The sequence below is a fragment of the Ramlibacter sp. genome, assembly GCF_028292805.1.
GTDB lineage: Bacteria > Pseudomonadota > Gammaproteobacteria > Burkholderiales > Burkholderiaceae_C > Ramlibacter.
In genome coordinates this window covers 1-19881 of the sequence record NZ_JAQGLS010000023.1, presented here as the reverse complement: position 1 = coordinate 19881, position 19881 = coordinate 1, and the positions used below count along the sequence as shown (strand labels likewise).

At 70.7% G+C, this 19881-nt stretch carries 18 protein-coding genes, 1 tRNA gene and 1 pseudogene; 13 read left to right on the top strand and 7 right to left on the bottom strand.

The features are described 5' to 3' along the window. Positions 1–235: transposase (locus JWP65_RS01205; protein ID WP_299759560.1), on the bottom strand; the 235-nt coding region annotated here is incomplete at its 3' end. Positions 236–401: 166 nt separating this feature from the next. On the opposite strand from JWP65_RS01205, the gene JWP65_RS01200 reads away from it, so the two are divergent. From JWP65_RS01200 to JWP65_RS01190, 3 genes are all read left to right on the top strand, one after another. Further along, positions 402–475, top strand: a tRNA-Gly gene (locus JWP65_RS01200). Between the two features lie 404 nt (positions 476–879). Next, complete coding sequence (locus JWP65_RS01195; RefSeq protein WP_299759558.1) at positions 880–2070, top strand: Fic family protein; 1191 nt, start codon at positions 880–882, stop codon at positions 2068–2070. A 14-nt stretch (positions 2071–2084) separates the two neighbouring features. Next, positions 2085–4550 (top strand): ATP-binding protein, encoded by a 2466-nt coding sequence (locus tag JWP65_RS01190; RefSeq protein ID WP_299759556.1) that lies wholly within the window; start codon positions 2085–2087, stop codon positions 4548–4550. Positions 4551–4556: 6 nt separating this feature from the next. Here the strand turns inward: JWP65_RS01190 and JWP65_RS01185 are convergent, their stop codons facing one another. Then, a complete protein-coding gene (locus JWP65_RS01185; protein ID WP_299759554.1) occupies positions 4557–5291 on the bottom strand; it encodes a M48 family metalloprotease in 735 nt (244 codons plus the stop codon). 230 nt (positions 5292–5521) lie between these two features. Here JWP65_RS01185 and JWP65_RS01180 point away from each other — a divergent pair. The 3 genes and pseudogenes from JWP65_RS01180 to JWP65_RS01170 all read left to right on the top strand — a co-directional run. Then, positions 5522–5737, top strand: a pseudogene (locus JWP65_RS01180) (RraA family protein); the annotation flags it as partial. An 89-nt stretch (positions 5738–5826) separates the two neighbouring features. Continuing rightward, positions 5827–5964, top strand: a complete 138-nt coding sequence (locus tag JWP65_RS01175; protein ID WP_299759562.1) for a hypothetical protein — start codon at positions 5827–5829, stop codon at positions 5962–5964. A gap of 134 nt (positions 5965–6098) precedes the next feature. Next, entirely contained in the window at positions 6099–7856 is a 1758-nt protein-coding gene (locus JWP65_RS01170; protein ID WP_299759552.1) for an alkaline phosphatase, read from the top strand. A gap of 70 nt (positions 7857–7926) precedes the next feature. Here the strand turns inward: JWP65_RS01170 and JWP65_RS01165 are convergent, their stop codons facing one another. Then, entirely contained in the window at positions 7927–8109 is a 183-nt protein-coding gene (locus JWP65_RS01165; RefSeq protein WP_299759550.1) for a hypothetical protein, read from the bottom strand. A 13-nt stretch (positions 8110–8122) separates the two neighbouring features. Beyond that, positions 8123–8962: a c-type cytochrome gene (locus JWP65_RS01160; RefSeq protein WP_299759548.1), complete on the bottom strand. Its 840-nt coding sequence runs from the start codon at positions 8960–8962 to the stop codon at positions 8123–8125. A 50-nt stretch (positions 8963–9012) separates the two neighbouring features. On the opposite strand from JWP65_RS01160, the gene JWP65_RS01155 reads away from it, so the two are divergent. From JWP65_RS01155 to JWP65_RS01140, 4 genes are all read left to right on the top strand, one after another. Further along, positions 9013–9363, top strand: a complete 351-nt coding sequence (locus JWP65_RS01155; protein WP_299759546.1) for a c-type cytochrome — start codon at positions 9013–9015, stop codon at positions 9361–9363. A gap of 8 nt (positions 9364–9371) precedes the next feature. Beyond that, positions 9372–10280 carry a cytochrome c oxidase subunit II gene (gene coxB, locus JWP65_RS01150; protein ID WP_299759544.1) on the top strand — a complete coding sequence of 303 codons (909 nt, stop codon included), beginning with the start codon at positions 9372–9374 and terminating at the stop codon, positions 10278–10280. Next, positions 10277–12775, top strand: coding sequence for a cbb3-type cytochrome c oxidase subunit I (locus JWP65_RS01145; RefSeq protein ID WP_299759542.1), 2499 nt, complete (start codon positions 10277–10279; stop codon positions 12773–12775). The genes coxB and JWP65_RS01145 overlap by 4 nt, the downstream gene beginning before the upstream one ends. Before the next feature lie 61 nt (positions 12776–12836). Next, positions 12837–14183: a sorbosone dehydrogenase family protein gene (locus tag JWP65_RS01140; RefSeq protein WP_299759540.1), complete on the top strand. Its 1347-nt coding sequence runs from the start codon at positions 12837–12839 to the stop codon at positions 14181–14183. 44 nt (positions 14184–14227) lie between these two features. Here the strand turns inward: JWP65_RS01140 and JWP65_RS01135 are convergent, their stop codons facing one another. The 3 genes from JWP65_RS01135 to yegD all read right to left on the bottom strand — a co-directional run bounded on the left by JWP65_RS01135 (position 14228) and on the right by yegD (position 17570). Next, on the bottom strand, positions 14228–15094 hold the full coding sequence (locus JWP65_RS01135) for a hypothetical protein (protein WP_299759538.1): 867 nt from the start codon (positions 15092–15094) through the stop codon (positions 14228–14230). Between the two features lie 237 nt (positions 15095–15331). Next, entirely contained in the window at positions 15332–16210 is an 879-nt protein-coding gene (locus JWP65_RS01130; RefSeq protein WP_299759536.1) for an NAD(P)-dependent oxidoreductase, read from the bottom strand. A 28-nt stretch (positions 16211–16238) separates the two neighbouring features. Continuing rightward, positions 16239–17570 (bottom strand): molecular chaperone, encoded by a 1332-nt coding sequence (gene yegD / locus JWP65_RS01125; protein WP_299759534.1) that lies wholly within the window; start codon positions 17568–17570, stop codon positions 16239–16241. Positions 17571–17683: 113 nt separating this feature from the next. On the opposite strand from yegD, the gene JWP65_RS01120 reads away from it, so the two are divergent. The 3 genes from JWP65_RS01120 to JWP65_RS01110 form a co-directional block, all read left to right on the top strand. Next, positions 17684–18070 (top strand): hypothetical protein, encoded by a 387-nt coding sequence (locus tag JWP65_RS01120; protein ID WP_299759532.1) that lies wholly within the window; start codon positions 17684–17686, stop codon positions 18068–18070. Positions 18071–18151: 81 nt separating this feature from the next. Beyond that, the gene (locus JWP65_RS01115; protein WP_299759530.1) at positions 18152–19309 is read left to right on the top strand and encodes a hypothetical protein; all 1158 of its coding nucleotides are present in this window, start codon (positions 18152–18154) and stop codon (positions 19307–19309) included. After that, on the top strand, positions 19290–19881 hold a 592-nt coding region (locus tag JWP65_RS01110; RefSeq protein ID WP_299759529.1), incomplete at its 3' end, for a zinc ABC transporter substrate-binding protein. The genes JWP65_RS01115 and JWP65_RS01110, both read left to right, overlap by 20 nt.

Here is a 19881-nt window from a genome sequence, read left to right as displayed (position 1 = left end):
GCACCTCGATGTCCAGCGCCGCTTCGGCCAGCAGCTTCTTCAGGCGCGAGTTCTCCTGCTCCAACGCCTTCAGGCGTTTGACATCGGCTGCGTCCATCTGGCCAAAGTGCTTGCGCCAGGCGTAGATCGTGGGCTCACTGACCTTGTGCTTCTTGGCCGCCTCGGCCACCGTCGTTCGGTCTGCCTCACGCAGTACCGTGACCATCTGCTCCTCGGTGAATCGACTCTTTCTCATGGGCTCCTCTGCGGATTGGAGCCATCTTCCTAGAAATCACTGGTCCGGAAAAACCGGGCAGGTCAAGGCCACCTCGGTGGAGGTCTGACTTAAACCAACTGGCCTCCAAGGAACCCCGGGGCGATTCAATTCAGCACGGCGAGAAGTAGAATCTACGAGTGCCAGTGCGGCTGTCGTTCAATGGCAGGACTTCAGTTTCCCATACTGATAATGCGGGTTCGATTCCCGCCAGCCGCTCCACCCAGTACTGCGCCCACTGCCCGATCGTCAAGCAACGTCGCTAGCTGGAAAGTCGTGGAACCCCTGTTTGGTGCCTCGAACCTAATCAGGTAAGACGAGGCAGCTTCCCAAGTTCAAGATGTGGCTTGGATCGCAACTTCCGCCTGTTGTCATCGGGCCCAAGCTGACCTTTTTCGGCCGAGCCCAGTCAGCCGACCAACTGCGCAAGACGCATTCGTTTCGAAGCCGCGTTCGCCGCAGCCGTGCCCGTCATCCCGCAACGCGAACAGGTTGCCGGCAAAGGCCGACCGCTTCACCAACCCGCCAGCGCCCCGAAACGGTTGAGCTGCCCTTCTTATTAAAGTAAAGTGCGCCCGTGTTGAATAGCGCCCTTTCTTATTCAAGCTTCGTCCCCAGGCCCCGTCATGCGGCGTGAGGCCACGGGCAAGCATTCCAGCAGCGTGGCCGGCGACGAAACCGTCCGCGCTTTCATTCCGTACCCGCTACCGCCCACGCCAGCCCTGGAGCTGACCGGCGAGCGACAAGCCCTGTTGGAGCGGGCCACCCTGGCACTGGGCCGGCTGGACAGCATCGCGCTGCTGCTGCCCGACCCCCAGCTGTTCCTCTACGCCTACGTTCGCCGCGAAGCCGTGCTGTCGTCGCAGATCGAAGGAACGCATTCGTCGCTCTCCGACCTGCTGCTGTTCGAGCTGGACGAAGTGCCGGGCGTTCCCTTGGACGACGTGGTGGAAGTCTCCAACTACGTGGCCGCGCTGGAGCACGGCATGGCGCGCCTGGGCGAGGGCTTTCCGCTGTGCAACCGGTTGCTGCGCGAGATGCACGAACGCCTGATGGCGCGCGGCCGCGGCAGCGCGATGCTGCCCGGCGAGTTCCGCCGCAGCCAGAACTGGATCGGCGGCACCCGGCCCGGCAATGCGCGCTTCGTGCCGCCGCCGCCCGATGACGTCGACGCCTGCATGGGGGCCCTGGAAGCTTTCATCCAGGACCGTGCCAGCTCGCCGCCCGGCGCCGCCGATGGCGGCCGGCTGCCGGTGCTGCTCAAGGCGGCGGTCGCGCACGTGCAGTTCGAGACCATCCACCCTTTCCTGGACGGCAATGGCCGGCTGGGCCGATTGCTGATCGCCATGCTGCTGCATGACGGCGGCGTGCTGCGCCAGCCGCTGCTCTACCTCAGCCTGTACCTGAAGCAGCACCGCGCCCTGTACTACCAGTTGCTCGATCGGGTCCGGACCGACGGTGACTGGGAAGCCTGGGTCGATTTCTTCCTGGAAGGCGTGGAGCAGACGGCGCACGGGGCGGTGCAGACGGCCAGGCGGCTGGTGGACCTGTTCCAGCAGGACGTGCAGCGGGTGCAGGCGGCCGGCGGGCGCAACGCCAACGTCCTGCGCGTGCTCGAAACCATGCGGCAACGGCCCTTGTGCAGCCTGCGGCAGGTGGCGGCGACGGCCGGGATCAGCTTTCCGACGGCCAACAAGTCCATGCTGGCCCTGGTGGAGAGCGGGATCGCGCGGGAGCTGACCGGGCAGAGGAGGAACCGGGTGTTCGTCTACGACGCGTACCTGAACATCCTGAACGAGGGGGGCTACCCCCTATGACGACGACGACCCGGATGAGGCCCAACGACATCCTGCGCTGGATCGCGTTCGCCGCAACCTACTTCGCGGTCCAGGCGGTCCCCACCGCCCTGTACGGTGACAACCCCGCGTTGCGCGGGGCGAACGTCGTGGGGGTGTTCGTGCTGCTGCTGGCGCCGCGCCGGCACTGGTTCGTGCTGGCGCCCATGCTGTGGCTGGCGGCGGGGGCAGCCCGCGAGCTGGCCGGCGCGCCGCAGCCCTGGCTGGTGGGCGGCTGCAACGCCCTGGAGGTGCTGGCCGTGGCGGCCGCGCTGCATGGCCGCCACGGCCTCAGCAGCCCCTGGTACGGCAGCGCGCAGTTGCCGCGGCTGCTGCTGGCCGCATTGGCCGTGCCCATCGCCAGCGGGGCCGCCGCCGCCGCGGCCATCCACATGGCAACCGGCGTCCCGTTCGCGCCGCAGTGGGCCACGTGGTACCTCGCCTCCATGCTGGCCTACGTCACGCTCACGCCGCTGCTGCTGGAATGGAGGGCGCCGGCGCCGGTGCCGACCACCGGCGCACCCCGGCTGGCACTGTGGCGGCGCGTCGCCGGGGTGGCCGTCATCACGGTTGCCTGCGTGGCCCTGTTGCGCCAGCCGGTCTATGCGCCGCTGCTGCTGCTGTCGTTTCCGCTGGTGGTGGTGTGCACCTGGCGCTACCGGCTGCTCGGTGTCACCGCGACCATCGCCTTCCTGTCCATCCTGGGCGGCTGGTTCGCCGCGCGCAACGTCGGCGCGCTGTTCCAGTTCCTGCCGCCGGGCAGCGGCATGGCCGCCCGGGTGCAGGCCTTGCAGCTGTTTCTGGGCGCCACCGTGCTGTGCAGCCTGCCGTTCGCGGTGCTGCGGGCCGAGCTGGAGCGGCTGCTGGTCCAGCTGCGTCGCAAGAGCGACGCGCGCGCCGAGTTCCTGGCCGCCATGAGCCACGAGATCCGCACGCCGATGACAGGGGTGCTCGGGATGGCGGACCTGCTGGCGACGCAGCCGCTGACGGCCGAACAGCGCCGCTACGTCGACACCATGCGCGCATCGGGCCGGCACCTGGTGAACGTGATCAACGACATCCTGGACTTCTCGCGCATCGAGACCGGCAAGCTGACGCTGGAAGCCATCGACTTCCACATGGACGAGATGCTCGAGCAGGTGCGCTCGCTGATCAATCCCATGGCGCTGGAAAAAGGCCTGGCCTTTTCCGCGCAGCTGGCGCCCGGCACGCCGGCCGTGGTGCGGGGCGACCCGACCCGGCTGCGCCAGATCCTGCTCAATCTCGCCGGCAATGCCGTCAAGTTCACGTCGCAAGGCAGCGCAACGCTGCAGGTCGACGGGCAGGCCGACGCCGCCGGCCGCGTGCACTATCGCTTCGAGGTGCGCGACACCGGCATCGGCATCGCGGCGGACAAGCTGCAGATCCTGTTCACCCCCTTCACGCAGGCCGACGGCAGCACGGCGCGCCAGTACGGCGGCAGCGGGCTGGGGCTGGCGATCAGCCGGCGGCTGGCCGAGGCGATGGGCGGGCGCATCACCGTGGCCAGCACCCCTGGCCTGGGCAGCGTGTTCACCCTCGAGCTCCCGCTGGAAGCGGGCGATCCCGCCCACCACACCGCGACCGTCACGCAAGCACTGCAGGCCGCGTCGCCCCAGCGCATCCTGGTGGCGGAAGACGTCCAGGTCAACCGCGACATCCTGCAGCTGGCCCTGGGGGCGCGCGGGCACCACGTGGTGTTCGCCCATGACGGCGCGGCGGCGCTCCAGGCCGTGCAGGCGCAGCCGTTCGAGCTGGTGCTGATGGACGTGCAGATGCCGGTCATGGACGGCGTCGAGGCCACCCGGCGCATCCGCGCCCTGCCCGGCGACCTGGGGCGCATCCCCATCATCGGCCTGACGGCCAACGTGATGAGCCAGGAGCAGGCGCGCTACCTGCAGGCCGGCATGGACGAATGCCTGATGAAGCCGATCGAGTGGGACCGGCTGGACGCGGCCATCGCGCGCCATGCGTCAGGGGGTGGCCGCCAAAGCGCGGTGCGAGCCGCGTCCGCGCCCGAAGACGCGCACTCGGCGCGCCCGCTCGACCTGCCGCTGCTCGACGCGCCGCAGATCGCGTCGCTGCGCAGCCTGGGAAGTGAAGCGGAGTTCCGGCTGCTGATGCGCAACATCATCGAGTCGGTGCAGCGGACGGTCGACGAGATCGGCGTGGCGGCGACGGCGGCGGCCATCGGCGCCGCTGCCCATCGCCTGCGGGGCTCGGCCGGCATGGGCGGGCTGGGGCGCGTCAGCGCGCTGGCCGGGGCGCTGGAGGACGCCTGCGCCGACAGCGGCCAAGCGGGTGACTGGCTGCCGCAGCTGGTGGATTCGGTGCGGGACACGCGGGCGGCCCTGGCTGCCGGCGGAATGACGGCCGAGCCCGAGCTTGCTCAGGTCGACCTGATCGCGCCGGGCGCGGCGGCGGCGGCGGCGGCGGCGGTGTAGCGCAGCCTAGCGCGCGCTGACCGCCTGGCCCAGGTTTTCCAGCCGGCTCTCCAGCGCCGGATGCGAGCCCGAATAGCCGCCGCCGTCGCTGCGGGCCAGTTTCAGCAGCATGCGGCCGACCGCCTCGCCGGGCAGCCCGGCCAGCCGCAGCAGCTCCGCCGCCCGCCGGTCCGCCTGCAACTCGCGCAGGTGGTTGGCCTGCATCATCCGCACCGCCAGCTGGTCGTCGCCCGACCAGACCGCCTGGCGGGCGGCGCGGGTGGCAGCGGCCAGCGGGATCTGTTCGTTGCCGGCCGCCGCCACGGCCTCGCACAGCCTGTCCTTCACGTGCGACAGCTCCAGGTGGGCCAGTTCATGGGCGATGACGGCGGCGGCCTCTTCCCGGTCCAGGCTCAGCTCGTCGCGCCACAACCTGCTGGACAGAAAGATGACGCCGGAACTGAGCACCGACGCGCTGCTGCCCGAATGGGTGCCGACCAGTTCGACGCGCGCGCCGTTGGGAATGCGCGCCACCTTCTTCAGACGCGCCAGCGCGTCATGGAAGCGCGGGGGAACGGGAACCGGTTGCGCGTGCCGCGCACGGTCGGCCTGCAACCGGTCGAACAGGCCGAGCTCCTGCGAGCGCTCGGACGAGGAAAAGCAGCGCTCGTGCATCGCCGCATGCGCGCTGTCGCGTCCCCAGGCCATGGCCACCGCCATCTGGCACAGCGTCAACCCCATGAGAAATGCGTTCCGCAGCATGTGGCCCCCGTCCGCCCACGGAACGAATCCGTGAACCCTGGATTACGGACCCCGGGGAGTGGCGACACATCCTCCGGATGTGTGAGGGAACACCCCAAAAGGTGACTGATTGTTTCAGCTGCTGCGCACGCGCAGCGTCTTGGACGGCGAGTCGTCAACAACCACCATGGGCATGACCGAGGTCCGCGAGCTGGCCGTCCAGCTCGAGGGCGCGTCGCCATCCCGTCGCCGTGGTCGGCGACGCGGCCAACCGCCTGCAGGCGTTCGGTGGCGGCTCCTTGCAGTTCGGCAAGCGCAAGCGCTTTGCCGGGCCGGCACTGACGGTGCGGGTGCGCCCCGGTAACAACCTGTTCCTGCACAAGGCGATCGACCCGGCCCAGTCGGGTGACGTGCTGGTGGTGGATGCGGGTGGCGCGCTCAACACCGCCATCATCAGCGCGATGATGAGCAACTACGCCACTGGGCCTGCTGGCCCGCGGCGGCCTCTCGATCCAGCCGGGCGACCTGATGAATCGGCGACCACGACGGCGCGCTGGTGGGGCCGCAGTCCGAAGTGGCCCGCATCCTCGGCCGGGCCGAGGAAAAGCACGCGCTCGAACAGCAATGGGAAAAGCAGATTACCGGTGGCACCTGGGACCGCACCTGGGTCGACCAGGCACTGGCCAAGCTGTAAGTCGCTGTAAGTCTGCGACGGCTGTAGGCGCGCTCCGACAGCGCGTCAGACACAAGGCTGACCGCGGCTGGAGCCCGGCTGGCATTCAATCGCCGGGCCTGCAATCCGCCGGCTCAGCATCATTGAAAGCCAGCATGCCGCCAATCCCGCAGTCCCCCGACCCCGCCACCCGACTGGCCGCGGACACCATCCGGCGCCATGCCAACGTGTCCCGGCGCTCGCTGGTGCGCGGCGCGATCCTGATGGCCATGGGCATCACCGGCGCCAGCCTGACGGCGTGTGGCGGCGGCGGCGGCTCCAGCGAGGCCGGCGCCGAAGGCGACAACCCGCTGGTCGCCGGCGCCGAGCAGGCCGAGGGCGTCTTCATGCACGGCGTGGCCAGCGGCGACCCGCTGGCCGACCGCGTGATCCTGTGGACCCACGTCAGCGCCGCGGCGCCCGGCGTGCTGTCGCTGCAATGGGAGCTGGCGCTCGACCGCAACTTCGGCGTGCGCGTGAGCGACGGCACGGCCAGCACCGGCCCCGACCAGGACTACACCGTCAAGATCGACGTGACCGGCCTGGAGCCGGGCACCACCTACTACTACCGCTTCCGCTTCGCCGGCGAAGTCTCCAATGTCGGCCTCACCCGCACGCTCCCCGGCAGCGCCATCCGCAAGCTGCGCCTGGGCGTGTTCTCCTGCGCCAACTTCCCGGCCGGCTACTTCAACGCGTACGGCCATGCGGCGCGGCGCGATGACATCGACTTCGCGCTGCACCTGGGCGACTACATCTACGAGTTCGGGGTGCTGGGCTATGCCTCGCAGTTGGCCATCGCCATCGACCGGGTGTCCAGGCCGGACCATGTGATCCTGACGCTGGACGACTACCGCAAGCGCCACGCGCAGTACAAGACCGACCCCGACCTGCGGGCGCTGCATGCCAGCGTGCCGATGATCGCCGTGTGGGACGACCACGACGTGGCCGACAACACCTGGCGCGAAGGCGCCGTCGACCACGACCCGGCCGGCGACGGCAGCTTCGCGGCGCGGCGCGCCGCGGCGGTGCAGGCTTACCAGGAGTGGCTGCCGATCCGGGTGCCCGACCCGTCCAATCCGCTCAAGATCTACCGCAGTTTCGACTTCGGCAACCTGGCTTCGCTGCATGTGCTGGACACGCGCCTGATCGGGCGCGACGAGCAGCACAGCATGGACCAGTTCCTGGACGGCCAGAGCCAGGGCACCGACCGGCAGCTGCTGGGCGTGGAGCAATCGGCCTGGCTGACCGGCCAGATGACCCGGTCCAAGGCCAGCTGGCAGGTGCTGGGGCAGCAGGTGCTGATGGCGCGCATGCTGATTCCGCTGAGCGTCGCCTCGGCCTTCAACCTGCAGACCCTGGGCGAGTTCCTGCTGGCGCAGGCCACCCCGGAAGCCTTGCGCAGCGACCGCCAGCGCGAGCTGATGCAGCAAGAGCGCGTGCCCTACAACCTGGACGCCTGGGACGGCTACCCGGCGGCGCGCGAGTCGGTGCTGGCGACCGCGGACTCCTTGAACAAGAACCTGGTGTCGCTGGCCGGCGACACTCACAACGCCTGGGCCAGCGACCTGACGCTGGCGGCCGGCAAGGTCGTCGGCGTGGAGTTCGCCACCGCCTCGGTCAGCTCGCCCGGCTTCGAGCGCTTCTTCCCGCTGATCTCGTCGGCCGTGCTGGAAGACGCCTTCCCCAAGATGGTGCCCGACCTGCGCTATGCCGAAACCAGCAGCCGCGGCTACCTGCTGCTGACGCTGACGCCGTCCGAGGCGCGCGGCGACTGGGTGCATGTCGACACCGTGCTCTCGCGCAGCAACTACAGCGCCGAGGTCGCCATGAGCCTGCGCAGCCGGGCCGGCAAGCAGGAAATCGTCGACGTCTGACATCCCCGCTGCGGCCACGCTGCGGCCACACGCAGCGGCCGCGAGTCGACGGCGCGGCAAGCGCTGTCCATCAGCCGCCGGGAATGAGCCCCCCGGATTCCGCCTCCCCTTCCCCGCCCGCCCCGGCCTTGTGGCTGCTGGTGCCGGTGACCCTCACGGGCACCCAGGCGATGCACATGTTGGTGCCGGCGATACCCGATGCCGCCCGCAGCCTGCGCCCGGCCGCCGGCCCGATGCAGATGACGATCGGCATCTCGGGCGCAGCGCTAACGCAACGTGGCCAGGTAAGCCGCCATGTCGCGCGCATCGCGCTCGGACACGCCCAGCTGCGGCATCGCCGTGCCCGGCTTGACTTGCTGCGTCGCCACCAGCCAGCGCGCCAGGTTCTCGGGCGTGTTGGCGAGCGTGCCGGCGATCAGCTGCCGGCTGGCGATGCCGGCCAGCGGCGGGCCGACATGCGCGGACGGCCCGGTGATCCCAGGGATCGTGTGGCAGGCATGGCAGGCATGCTGCGCCAGCGCCAGCCGGCCGCGGTCCACGTCGACGCTGGCCTGCAGCGGCTGGGGCGGACGGACGCAGGCCGGGGCGCGCCGCATCCAGTCGGCGTAGGCCGGCGCGTTCAGGTCCGGCAGCCGCTGCATGAAGGCCACCACCTCCCACAGCTGCTCGTCGCCCAGGCGGAACTCCCAGGCCGGCATGCCGCTCATCTTGATGCCCTGGCGCGTCAGCCAGTACAGCTCGCGCGGGCGCCAGTGGCGGCGGGCATCGACCAGCGGCCCCGGCACCGGCTGCATGCTCTGGCCGATGTCGCCCTGCGCCACGCCCGGCGCGCCATGGCACTGCACGCACTTGTCGCGAAAGCAGGCCGCGCCACGCAAGGCCATGCGCTCGTCGGCCAGCGGCGGCTCGGTGAGATCGCGGGCGCGCAGCCGCACCGCCTGGCGCATCGCCGTCTCCAGCACGGTGTGCGTCAGCTGCAGGTGCTGGCTGGTGGCCGACACGTTGTAGAGGCCGCCCCAGACCACCGCCGCGAAGGCCAGCGCGCCGGCCGCGGCCAGCGCGGCAACGGTCGCGGTGGCGACGAGGAGCACCGTTCGTTTCTGCATCTGGAGCGATTCTGGCCCACGGCAGCGCGGCTGCGGGCCAGAATGGCGCGATGCAGCCGACTCGATTCGCCCTGGTCCGTGCCTTGCTGCTGGCCTTGCTTTGCGTGGGCGCGCAAGCCGACGTCCGCGTCGAGCGCGGCCGGGCGCTGCTGGCGCAATACCAGTGCGGCAGCTGCCACACCATTCCTGGCGTGGCTTCGTCGCGCGCGCGGGTGGCCCAGCCGCTGGACGCCTGGAGCCTGCGCAGCTACATCGCCGGCCGCCTGCCGAATCGGCAGGAGGTGCTGGCGCGCTGGATCGTCGCGCCGCAGTCGCTGGTGCCGGGCACCGCGATGCCCAGCATGGGCGTGGCGCCGGCCGATGCACAGGCCATGGCCGCTTACCTGTTCACGCTCGAATGACGGCCGGCGTGCTGCAGGCCGCAGGCGAGGCGGCGCGCCAGATCCAGACGGTCAGCTGGGTGCTGTTCGTGGGCGCCTTGCTGATCTTCTCCGGCGTGATGGCGCTGCTGGCATGGTCGCTGCGTCGCCGCCCCGGCAAGGCCAGCGCGCGGCTGTGGATCGTCGGCGGCGGTCTGGTGTTTCCCGGCCTGGTGCTGGCCGCGCTGTTCGCCTGGCAGCTGCCGATGAGCCCGGCCTGGAAGCCGGTGCCGCCGGCCGACGCGCTGGTGGTCAGCGTCACCGGCCGCATGTGGTGGTGGGACGTGCGTTACCGCGACCCGGCCAACGGCGACGACGTCTTCACCGCCAACGAGATCCGGATCCCGGTGGGACGGCCGATCTACCTGGCGCTGGCCAGCACCGACGTCATCCACAGTTTCTGGGTGCCGCAGCTGGCCGGCAAGCTCGACATGGTGCCGGGCCGGGTGCAGCACCTGCTGCTGTCGGCTGACCAGCCGGGAACCTACCGCGGCCAGTGCGCCGAATTCTGCGGCGAGCAGCATGCCCGCATGGCGCTGCACGTGGTGGCGCTGGAGCCAGCCGCGTTCGATGCCTGGCTGGCGCAGCAAGCCGCCCCGGCGGTGGCGCAGGTGACGCCGCGCCAGGCGCTGGGCCGGCAAGCTTTTTTGGCCAACCGCTGCGACGCCTGCCACTCGGTGCGCGGCCTGGGCGGGGACAGCCGGCTCGGGCCGGATCTCACGCACGTGGGCAGCCGCCTGCAGCTGGCGGCGGGGACGCTGCCGAACACGCAGCAAGGGCGCGAGCGCTGGATCGCCCACGTGCAGGAGGTGAAGACGGGAGCGCGCATGCCTTCGTATGACAGGCTGGATGCGCAAACGCTGGGCGCGATCGCCGACTGGCTGGGGGCGCTGAAGTGAAACTGCCCAACTCCCTGCCCCGCCCCGCCGGCGAACTCGAGGCGCTGCAGCGCGCCTGGGAGCCCCCCAAGGGCTGGCGCGCGATCAGCGCCGTCAACAACGACCACGTCGGCGTCTACTACCTGGGCACGGCGCTGCTGTTCTTCGTTCTGGCCGGCATGCTGGCGCTGCTGATGCGGGCGCAGCTGGCGCTCCCCAACGCCGGCCTGGTCAGCGCCACCACCTACAACCAGCTGTTCACCATGCACGGCACGGTGATGATGTTCCTCTTCGCCGTGCCGATGGTAGAGGCCGTCGCCGTGTACCTGCTGCCGGGCATGCTGGGCGCGCGCGACCTGCCGTTTCCGCGCCTGTCGGCCTATGCGTTCTGGGCCTACGCGATCGGCGGCCTGGCTTTCTTCGCCACCGTGTTCTTCGGCGCGGCGCCCGACGGCGGCTGGTTCATGTACCCGCCGCTGACCGGCAAGGAACATTCACCGGGCATCGGCGCCGACTGGTGGCTGCTGGGCATCGGCTTCATCGAGATCTCGGCGATCGCCGGCGCCATCGAGCTGATCATCGGCATCCTGTTCACGCGCGCGCCCGGCATGGGCCTGATGAAGATGCCGCTGTTCGCCTGGGCGATGCTGGTGACGGCGTTCATGATCGTGTTCGCCTTTCCGGCCATCATCGCCGGCACCATCCTGCTGGAGCTGGAGCGGGCCCTCGACTGGCCCTTTTTCATCCCGGCGCGCGGCGGCGACCCGCTGCTGTGGCAGCACCTGTTCTGGTTCTTCGGCCACCCCGAGGTCTACATCATCTTCCTGCCGGCCGCCGGCATGGTCTCGATGATGGTGCCGGTGGCGGCGCAGACCCGGCTGGTGGGCTATCGCGCGATCGTGTGGGCGCTGGTGGCGGTGGGCGCCATCAGCTTCCTGCTGTGGATGCACCACATGTTCACCGCCGGACTCGGGCCGCTGGCGCTGTACGTCACGTCGGCCGCCAGCTTCGCGGTGGCCATTCCCAGCGGCGTGCAGGTGTTCGCCTGGATCGCCACCTTCTGGCGCGGCCAGGTGCGCATGACCACGCCGTCGCTGTTCCTGCTGGGCTTTCACTTCATCTTCGTGCTGGGCGGCCTGACCGGCGTGATGGTGGCGGTGACGCCGTTCGACTGGCAGGTGCACGACAGCTACTTCATCGTGGCCCACCTGCACTACGTTCTGATCGGCGGCATGGTGTTCCCGCTGTTCGCCGGCATCTACCACTGGATGCCGGTGCTCAACGGCCTGCGCTTGTCGGAACGCGTCGGACGCTGGAGCTTCGGCTTGATGTTCGGCGGCTTCAACCTGGCCTTCTTTCCGATGCACATCGCAGGGCTGAACGGCATGCCGCGGCGGGTGGTGACCTATGACGCCGGCCTGGGCTGGAGCCTGTGGAACCTGCTGTCCACCGTGGGCGCCTTCGTGTTCGCCGCCGGCGTGGCGCTGTGCCTGCTGGACCTGGTGCGCACCATGCGGCGCCCCTGGCAAAAGCACGGCGACCCCTGGCATGCCGACACGCTGGAGTGGCTGGGGCAGGAAGAGTACGGCATCCGCAGCATCCCGCAGGTGGCGTCGCGCTCGCCGCTGTGGGACCGGCCCACGCTGGCCGCCGAGGTGGAAGCGGGCCGGCACTGGCTGCCCGGCACCGTGTTCGGCGGCCGCGAAACCCTGGTGACCAGCCCGCTGCGCGGCGAGATCCGCCACCTGCTGCGCCTGCCCACCGACGGCTGGTCGCCGTTCGTGGCGGCGGCCGGCACCGCCGGCTTCTTCCTGCTGCTGACGGTGGCCTGGCTGGTGCCGGCCTTCATCTGCGGCGCGGTCGCGATCGGCGCCATGGTGTACTGGCTGTGGGGCTCGGACCAGCCGCCGCCGCGGCCGACGGCGACCATCGGCGACGGTGTCGAGGTTCCGTCGTCGGCCAGCGGCAGCGCCTCGCATTCCTGGTGGGCCATGATCATCCTGCTGGCGGTCGACGCGACCATCTTCGCCTCGCTGGCCTTCGCCCACATCCACCTCTCGATGGCGCTGGACGTCTGCCCGCCGCCGGGCGCCGCGCTGCCGGGCGGGGCGTTGCCGGCGTCCGGCCTGCTGGTCGCCGGCTCGGCGCTGCTGGCGTTCGCCGTCTGGCGGCTCGGGCGCGGCGGCCAGGGCCTGCTGCGGCTGGCGCTGGTGGCGGCGCTGGCCTGCACCCTGGGCGGCATCGCGCTGGATTTCACCGCCAACGCGCGCAGCGACCTGTCGCCGACGGACCACGCCTGGGGCGCGAGCGTCGCCGCCATGCTGGCATGGCAAGGCTTCCATGCGCTGATCCTGCTGCTGATGGGAACTTACGTGCTCGCGCGTTCCTGGTCCGGCGCCTTGCGCGCCGATGCGCGCGCCACCCTCGACAACACAGCGCTGATGTGGCATTACGTGAGCGTGCAAGGCATCGTTGCCATGGCGCTGGTGCGGCTGCTGCCGCAATGGATGGGATAGGCGCCGTTCTCGCGGCGTCCGCCTACAGCGTCCTTGGCACCGGCCCGACGAAACTGCCCGGATGAAACCCAAGGCCTTTCCTCTTGCTTCCTCCTTGCTCGCAGCCACGCTCGCGGCCTGCGCCGGCGCGCCGTTGGCGCAAGGCACCCCCCAGGGCACCGCGCCCGCCCCCGGCGTCGGCCCGAATCCGCAGTTGCCGGCGCCGGCCAAGCGCCTGATCCCCACCGTCAACATCGCGCCGGCCGACGGCTGGCCGCAAGGCACCATGCCCAAGGCGCCGGCCGGCTTCAAGGTGACGGCGCTGGCCAGCGGCCTGGACCATCCGCGCTGGGTCTACACGCTGCCCAATGGCGACGTGCTGGTGGCCGAGAGCAACAAGCCGCCGGCCAAGGACGGGGCCAGGAACGTCCATGCCGAGGGCGTGCGCGGCAAGGCGATGGGCCTGGTGATGAAGCGCGCCGGCGCCGGCGTGCCCAGCGCCGACCGCATCACGCTGCTGCGCGATGCCGACGGCGATGGCGTGGCCGAGGTCAAGCAGGTGTTCATGACCGGCCTGTTCTCGCCGTTCGGCATGGCGCTGGTCGGCAACGAGCTGTTCATCGCCAATGCCGACGCCATCGTCAAGGTGCCGTACCAGGCTGGCCAGACCAGCATCAGTGCGAGGCCGGTCAAGGTGACCGACCTGCCGGCCGGCGCCAACCACCACTGGACCAAGAACATCATCGCCAGCGCCGACGGCAGCAAGCTGTACGCCACGGTGGGATCCAACAGCAACATCGGCGACAACGGCATGGCGGCCGAGGATGGCCGGGCCGCGATCTGGGAAGTGGACCGGGCCAGCGGCAGCAAACGGTTGTTCGCCAGCGGCCTGCGCAACCCGAACGGCCTGGGCTGGGAGCCGGAGAGCAAAGCCTTGTGGACGGTGGTCAACGAGCGCGACGAACTCGGCAACGACCTGGTGCCCGATTACCTGACCTCGGTCAAAGACGGCGCCTTCTACGGCTGGCCCTGGAGTTACTGGGGCAACAAGGTGGATGCGCGCGTCAAGCCGGCCAATCCGCAAATGGTGGCCAAGGCGATCGCGCCCGACTACGGGCTGGGTTCGCACGTGGCGCCGCTGGGCCTGGTGTTCTCCGATGGGCGCATAGGCGGCAACTACGCCAGCGGCGCCTTCATCGGCCAGCACGGCTCGTGGAACCGCAAGACGCTGACCGGCTACAACGTTGTGTTCGTGCCGTTCGCCTTCGGCAAGCCGACGGGCCAGCCGGTGGAATTCCTGGGCGGCTTCCTCAGCAACAACGGCAATGCCTACGGCCGCCCGGTCGGGGTGGCGCTGGATGGCAAGGGCGCGCTGCTGGTGGCCGACGATGTGGGCAACGTCGTGTGGCGGGTCGCGCCGGGGGGTTGAGGCCCGACCGCCGACCGTGTCATTGCGGCCTTGCGCCGCAAGCATCAGGCAGCGCGCGGCAGCACCCTGCGCAATGCGCGGATGCGCTGCCACACGACCGCCGGCGGGCCCTGCATGCCCATCGCCTCCATGCAGCGCTCCAGCCAGCCGGTGCGCGACTGCATCCTGTCGATGGCGCGGCCCAGGTCTCTCGGGATGGATGCGCCATAGGCACCTTCGGCCTTGGCCACCGCGCTGCGCAGCAAGGCCAGCGAGGGCCGCATCATGGCCAGGTCGATCAGGTCAGGGCTGAACACGCCGTCGTCCGGCCACCGGTCGGAGTTCGCCAGCAGCTTGCTGGTCGCCATGTCCAGCGGCGTCGGCGTCGCGATCCCGCGCCATGTCGCCGTCGCCCGGCGCTTGCACGGCGAGGCGACCCTCCAGCACGATCTCGAACATGATGGCTGGCAGTCGACGCCCACGCGGGTGCGGATCCCGCACCGGTGCGCGCGCAGTTCGCCGACCTGTGCCAACCGGCCGGGTCCGCGCGTGATTGCTGCCGGCCCCCGCGGGCCGGTCGGTTCATTGCGCAGGTGCCGGCAGTCATCCAGCCGCGAAACCAGGAAGTCGCCGGCGACGGATTCACGGTACTCACCGAAGCGCAATGCCATGGCGGTGCCGCCGCCGAACAGGCAACCGCGCCCGCGCAGCAAGGGACCGTGCAGCGCATCGAGCAGCGTTGCGATCCGGCGGTGGTGCGACCGCTCAAACACGGGCGCCGTTGCCCAGCGCGACGCGCAATGCCTCGACCAGGTCGCGTTCGTCGTCGCCGAGCGCTGGCGCCACCTGGATGCGGCCACGGCACGGCCGCAGCTCGGTCGCTGCTGGCGGATCCACACGAGGCTGCAAGCCCGGCGCCGCGCAGGCGCCATGTACGCCCCATCGTGACCGACGGCTCGCCCTTCTCGGTGCGATACAGCGGCACGCGCGCGATGCCGGCGGCTTCCGCCGTCGCGGTGGCGTTGATGCCCAGCGCCTTGCGGCGACTGCGCACCGCCGCCCAAGGAAGTCAGCGCCTGGCTTGCTGTGGCGGTCAGGCTGGGCTGATGACCGGCATAAGCGTTTCCCGTCTGTACGAATCTCCGGATTTGTCGAGAACGAGAAACACTTCAGCCGACGTCCTTGCCCAACAGGCGCACCAGCTCCGGCACCAGCGCCTCGTTGCCGCCCTTGGCCAGCGCGCCTTCCAGCGTCGCCAGCACGGCCGCCGCGACGTCGCGGGCGGCGCCGGCGTCGGCCGCCATCGCGTTGTAGTAATCGAGGTCCTTGCGCGCATTGGCGATGGAAAACCGCAGGCCCGAGGTGTCGCGCGCCAGCACATACGGCTTGATCCGCTCCAGCGCGATGCCGCCGCCGCCGCCCTTGGCCAGCACGTCGATGAAGGCGTCGGCCGCCACGCCGTTGCGCCCGGCGCAGGCAGCGGCTTCGGCCAGCAGCGTCACCATGCCCAGCGACACGTAGTTGTGCAGCAGCTTCATGCTGTGGCCGGCCCCGACCGGCCCCATGTGGGTGATGTTCTCGGCGAACGCCGACAGCAGCGGCCGGCATTCCTCCAGCACGTCGGCATCACCGCCCACCAGCAGGTTCAGGCGCCCCTCGGCCGCTTCCTTGGGCGTGCGCGTCATCGGCACATCGAGGAAGCGGCTGCCCGCTTTGGCCACCGCCTGCGCCATGCGCACGCTCGACGACGGAATGGCGGTGGAGCAGTCGATCACCACGCTGCCCGGGCGCAGCCCCGCCAGCACGCCGCCGGCGCCGGTCAGCACCGCCTCGACCTGGGGCGAGCCGGTCAGCACCAGGATCACGGCGTCGCAGCGGGCGGCGAGTTCGGCCGCGTCGGTGAAGCCCACGGCGCCGGCCGCCTTGAGCGCGTCCAGCGGCTGGTTGCCCGGGTGCTCGAACACGGCCAGCTCGTAGCCGTGCTTGAGGATGTTGCTGGCGATGCCGTGGCCCATCAGGCCGATGCCGACCATGCCGATCTTTTTCATGGGAGTCTCCGAGTGATTGGCTGCGATGCTACGCGCCGAACGCATCATGGCCGGCATCGAGCTGCGCCGCCACGACGCCCAGCCCGGCGCCGACCGAGGTCAGCGCGCCGATCTTCTCGACCGGCACCGCGGCGCCGAGCACGCGCCGCAGGCGCTCGCGCACCGGCGGCGACATGCCCATGCCGCCGGTGACGAACACCAGTTGCGGCGCCACGCCGGCGGCCTGCCTGGCTTCGGCCACCAGCGACTCGATCTTGTCCAGCGACTGGCGGCAGGCGTCTTCGTAGACCGACCGGGTCACGTCCGCGCCCAGGCCAGCCTCCACGTACTGCAGGTCGGCCCGCAAGCTGTCCGCATCGGACAGGCCGATCTTGGCGAGCTCGGCGCTGCGCACCAGGCGGTGCTGGTTCTGCTCGCGGTGCAAGCTGGCCAGCCGCTCGATCGGCACCGTGTCGTTGACGCTGCGCAGCAGCTGGGCGATCTCGCCGCCGGCGCCACGAAAGCGCACCTGCGCCGGCACGCTGCGGGTGGAGACTGCGTCGGCCAGCACGCCATGCGGCAGCGGCCGCCCTTCCCTGGTGGACAGGCCGCGGCCGAACAGCGGCATGAAGGCGTTCCAGGCCAGCGACTGGTCGAAGTCGGTGCCGCCGACGCGGTCGCCGCTGAAGCCGAGCACGTCCTGGCCGCGCGAGCGGCGGCCGGCGCCGGCCGGGCGCGCGCGCACCACCGCGCAGTCGGTGGTGCCGCCTCCCACGTCCACCACCAGCACGATGGTTTCCCGCTCCAGCGTCTGCTCGAACTTGAGGCAGGCCGCCACCGGCTCGGCCACGAACGACCATTGCGCAAAACCGGCTGCCTGCACCGCCGCTTCCATCATGGAGATGGCCTGCTGGTCGCCCCTGGCGCCGAGCACGCCGTTGTAGTGCACCGGCCGCCCGACCACGGCCCGCGTGTAGGTGGCGCCGGTGAAGGCTTCGGCGCGCTGGCGGATGTGCACCAGGATGCGCGTGATCACGTCGGTGAAGACCGGCACGTAGCCGCCCGGCAGGTCGCTGCCCAGGAAGGCCTTGGGCGAGCGCACCAGCGTGCCGCTGAGCGGGTCGGCGATGTAGGCCTGCAAGGCAGGCGAGCCGAACAGCACCACGCCGCCGCGCGCGGCCGACAGAAAGGTCTGGTCGGCCGCCACGCGGCGTGGCTGCACATGGTCGGGGTCTTCGCCGCGCGCGGCGAACACCACGGTGGGCAGCAGGGTCTCGTCGCCTTCGAGCGGAATGGGCACGACCCGGCCCTGCGCGTCCTGCGCGAACGCGGTGCAGTTGGAAGTGCCGAAATCAATGCCGAGGGTGCGGGAAATGGACATCCGGGAAGCGGTCAAAAAAGGGTGGCAGCATACGTCAAGCGCGCGGCCGGTCCGTTGCACAGCGTGGCACGGCAAGCTGCTAAGCTCGCCATCGCCCGTTCGCCCTGCCCCCCATGTCCGCCCGTTCCGCCACCAACCACCTGCCGGCCGCCGTGCGGCGCGCCGCTGTCCGGCTGCTGCTGGTGCTCGCGCTGGCCCTGGTGCTGGCCCAGGCGCTCGGGCTGATGCACCGCATCACGCACTTCGCGCCGCCGGGCACGGGCAGCGCACAGATCACGCAGCCGGCCGAAGGCAACTGGGTTGGCTTTCTGTTCGCCGGCCATGCAGGCGAATCGGACTGCCGCTTGTTCGACCCGCTGAACCACGAGGGCGCACCAACCGTTGCCGTGCAGGTGCTGCCGCTGGTGCTGTCCTCTTTCCTCCTGGCTTGCATCCAGGGCGACTTCGTCGCCCGCCGGGCCGCGCTGTTCGACGCGCGCGGCCCACCCGTTTCCCGCTGACGCCACCCGGACTCCCCGCGGCTTTGCCGCCAGGAGCCTTTCCGTCCGTTCAGCGAGGCTTTCTTGTCCCATTTCCAGTGCATGTCCCGTGCGGCGCAGCTTGTGGCGCGCCGCCTTCTCCTGGGCGGCGCGTTGCTTGCCGCCAGCGCGGCCGCCACCGCCCAGTCCCCTTTCACCGGCTGGCAGGCTGGCGCCGTGGTCGACCTCTCGGCCACCGAGCGCGCCATCGCGCTGGGCCGGCGCGAGCCCGGCGTCGCGCTGGGCCACAGCGACGTCTCGGTGTTCGGCCCGCTGGGGCCGCACCTGCGCGCCCATGCCAGCGTCTCGGTGCACGGCAAGGCCCAGCGCTTGGAGCTCGAGCCCGAGCAGGCGTGGGTCGAAACCCGCAGCCTGCCGGCCGGCCTGCAGCTGAGGGCTGGCCGCTTCGCCTCCCAGATCGGCTACCTGAACGAGCAGCACCCGCACGCCGACGACTTCGTCGAGCGGCCGCTGCTGTACCGCGCGTTCCTGGGCAACCACTGGAACGACGATGGCGTGCGCCTGAACTGGACGGCGCCGACCGACCTCTACCTGCGCCTGGGGGTAGAGGCGTTCCGCGGCCGGCGGCTGGTGCCGGACGCAGCGTCGTCGCGGCGCCCGGGCGCCTTGGTGTTGTCGGGGCGCACCGGCGGCGACCTGGGCACCAGCCAGAGCTGGCAGGCCGGCCTGTCGCTGCTGCACAACCGGCGCGAGGCGGCGGTCGAGGCGGGCCACGAAGGCGAGGAAGAGGACGAACACGAGGAGCACGCCGGCCACGACCACGCCCATGGCGCGGCCTTCAGCGGCCGCCGCATGTGGCTGGGCGAGATGGCCTGGAAGTGGGCGCCGCAAGGCAACAACCCCCAGCAACAGGTGCGCGTGAGCTACGAGCATGCGCTGGTGCGCGGGCTGAACCGGTTCGCCGGCCGCAGCGACCAGCACCAGGCCGGCTACCTGAGCATGGTCTGGAGGTTCGCGCCGGAGTGGGAGGCCGGCGCCCGCGCCGACGTGCTGCGCGTGCGGGCGCCGCACGAAGGCCATTTCGAGAACGAACGCCTGCGCGAGACGGCGCTGATGCTCGCCTACAAACCCACCCATGCCCAGGTGCTGCGACTGCAATTGACGCGGCAACGCAGCCCCGCCGGCTTCGAAGGAGCGACCCATGCCATGCAAATCCAGTACGTCCTCAACTTCGGCAGCCATGCAGCGCACGCGTTTTAAACCCCCTGCCCTGCGTTGGGCGCTGGCCACCTGCGTCTTGTGGGCTTCGTGCAGCGCGCAGGCGCTGACGGTGTTCACCTGCGGCCCGGAATGGGCGGCGCTGGTGAGGGAGCTGGCGCCGCAGGCGCAGGTGCGCAGCGCCACCCATTCGCGCCAGGACCCGCACCACATCGAGGCGCGGCCCAGCCTGATCGCGGCGCTGCGCCGCGCCGACCTGGCGGTCTGCTCCGGCGCTGGCCTGGAAGCGGGCTGGCTGCCCATGCTGCAGCAGCGCGCCGGCAACCCGCAGGTGCAGCCCGGCGCGGCTGGCCTGCTGATGGCCGCCGACCACGTCAAGCTGCTCGATCCGCGCCCTGCCGGCGCTGGCCCCTTCGCGGGCGACGTGCACGAACAAGGCAACCCGCACTTGCACCTGGACCCGCGCCGGCTGGCGGAGGTGGCGCGCGTGCTGTCGGACCGGCTGCAGGCGATCGACCCGCCGCGCAAGGAGGCCTACCGCGCGCGCTTGGCTGCCTGGGAGAGCGACTGGCGCGGCCGCATCGTGGGCTGGGAGCGGCGCGCGGCGCCGCTGC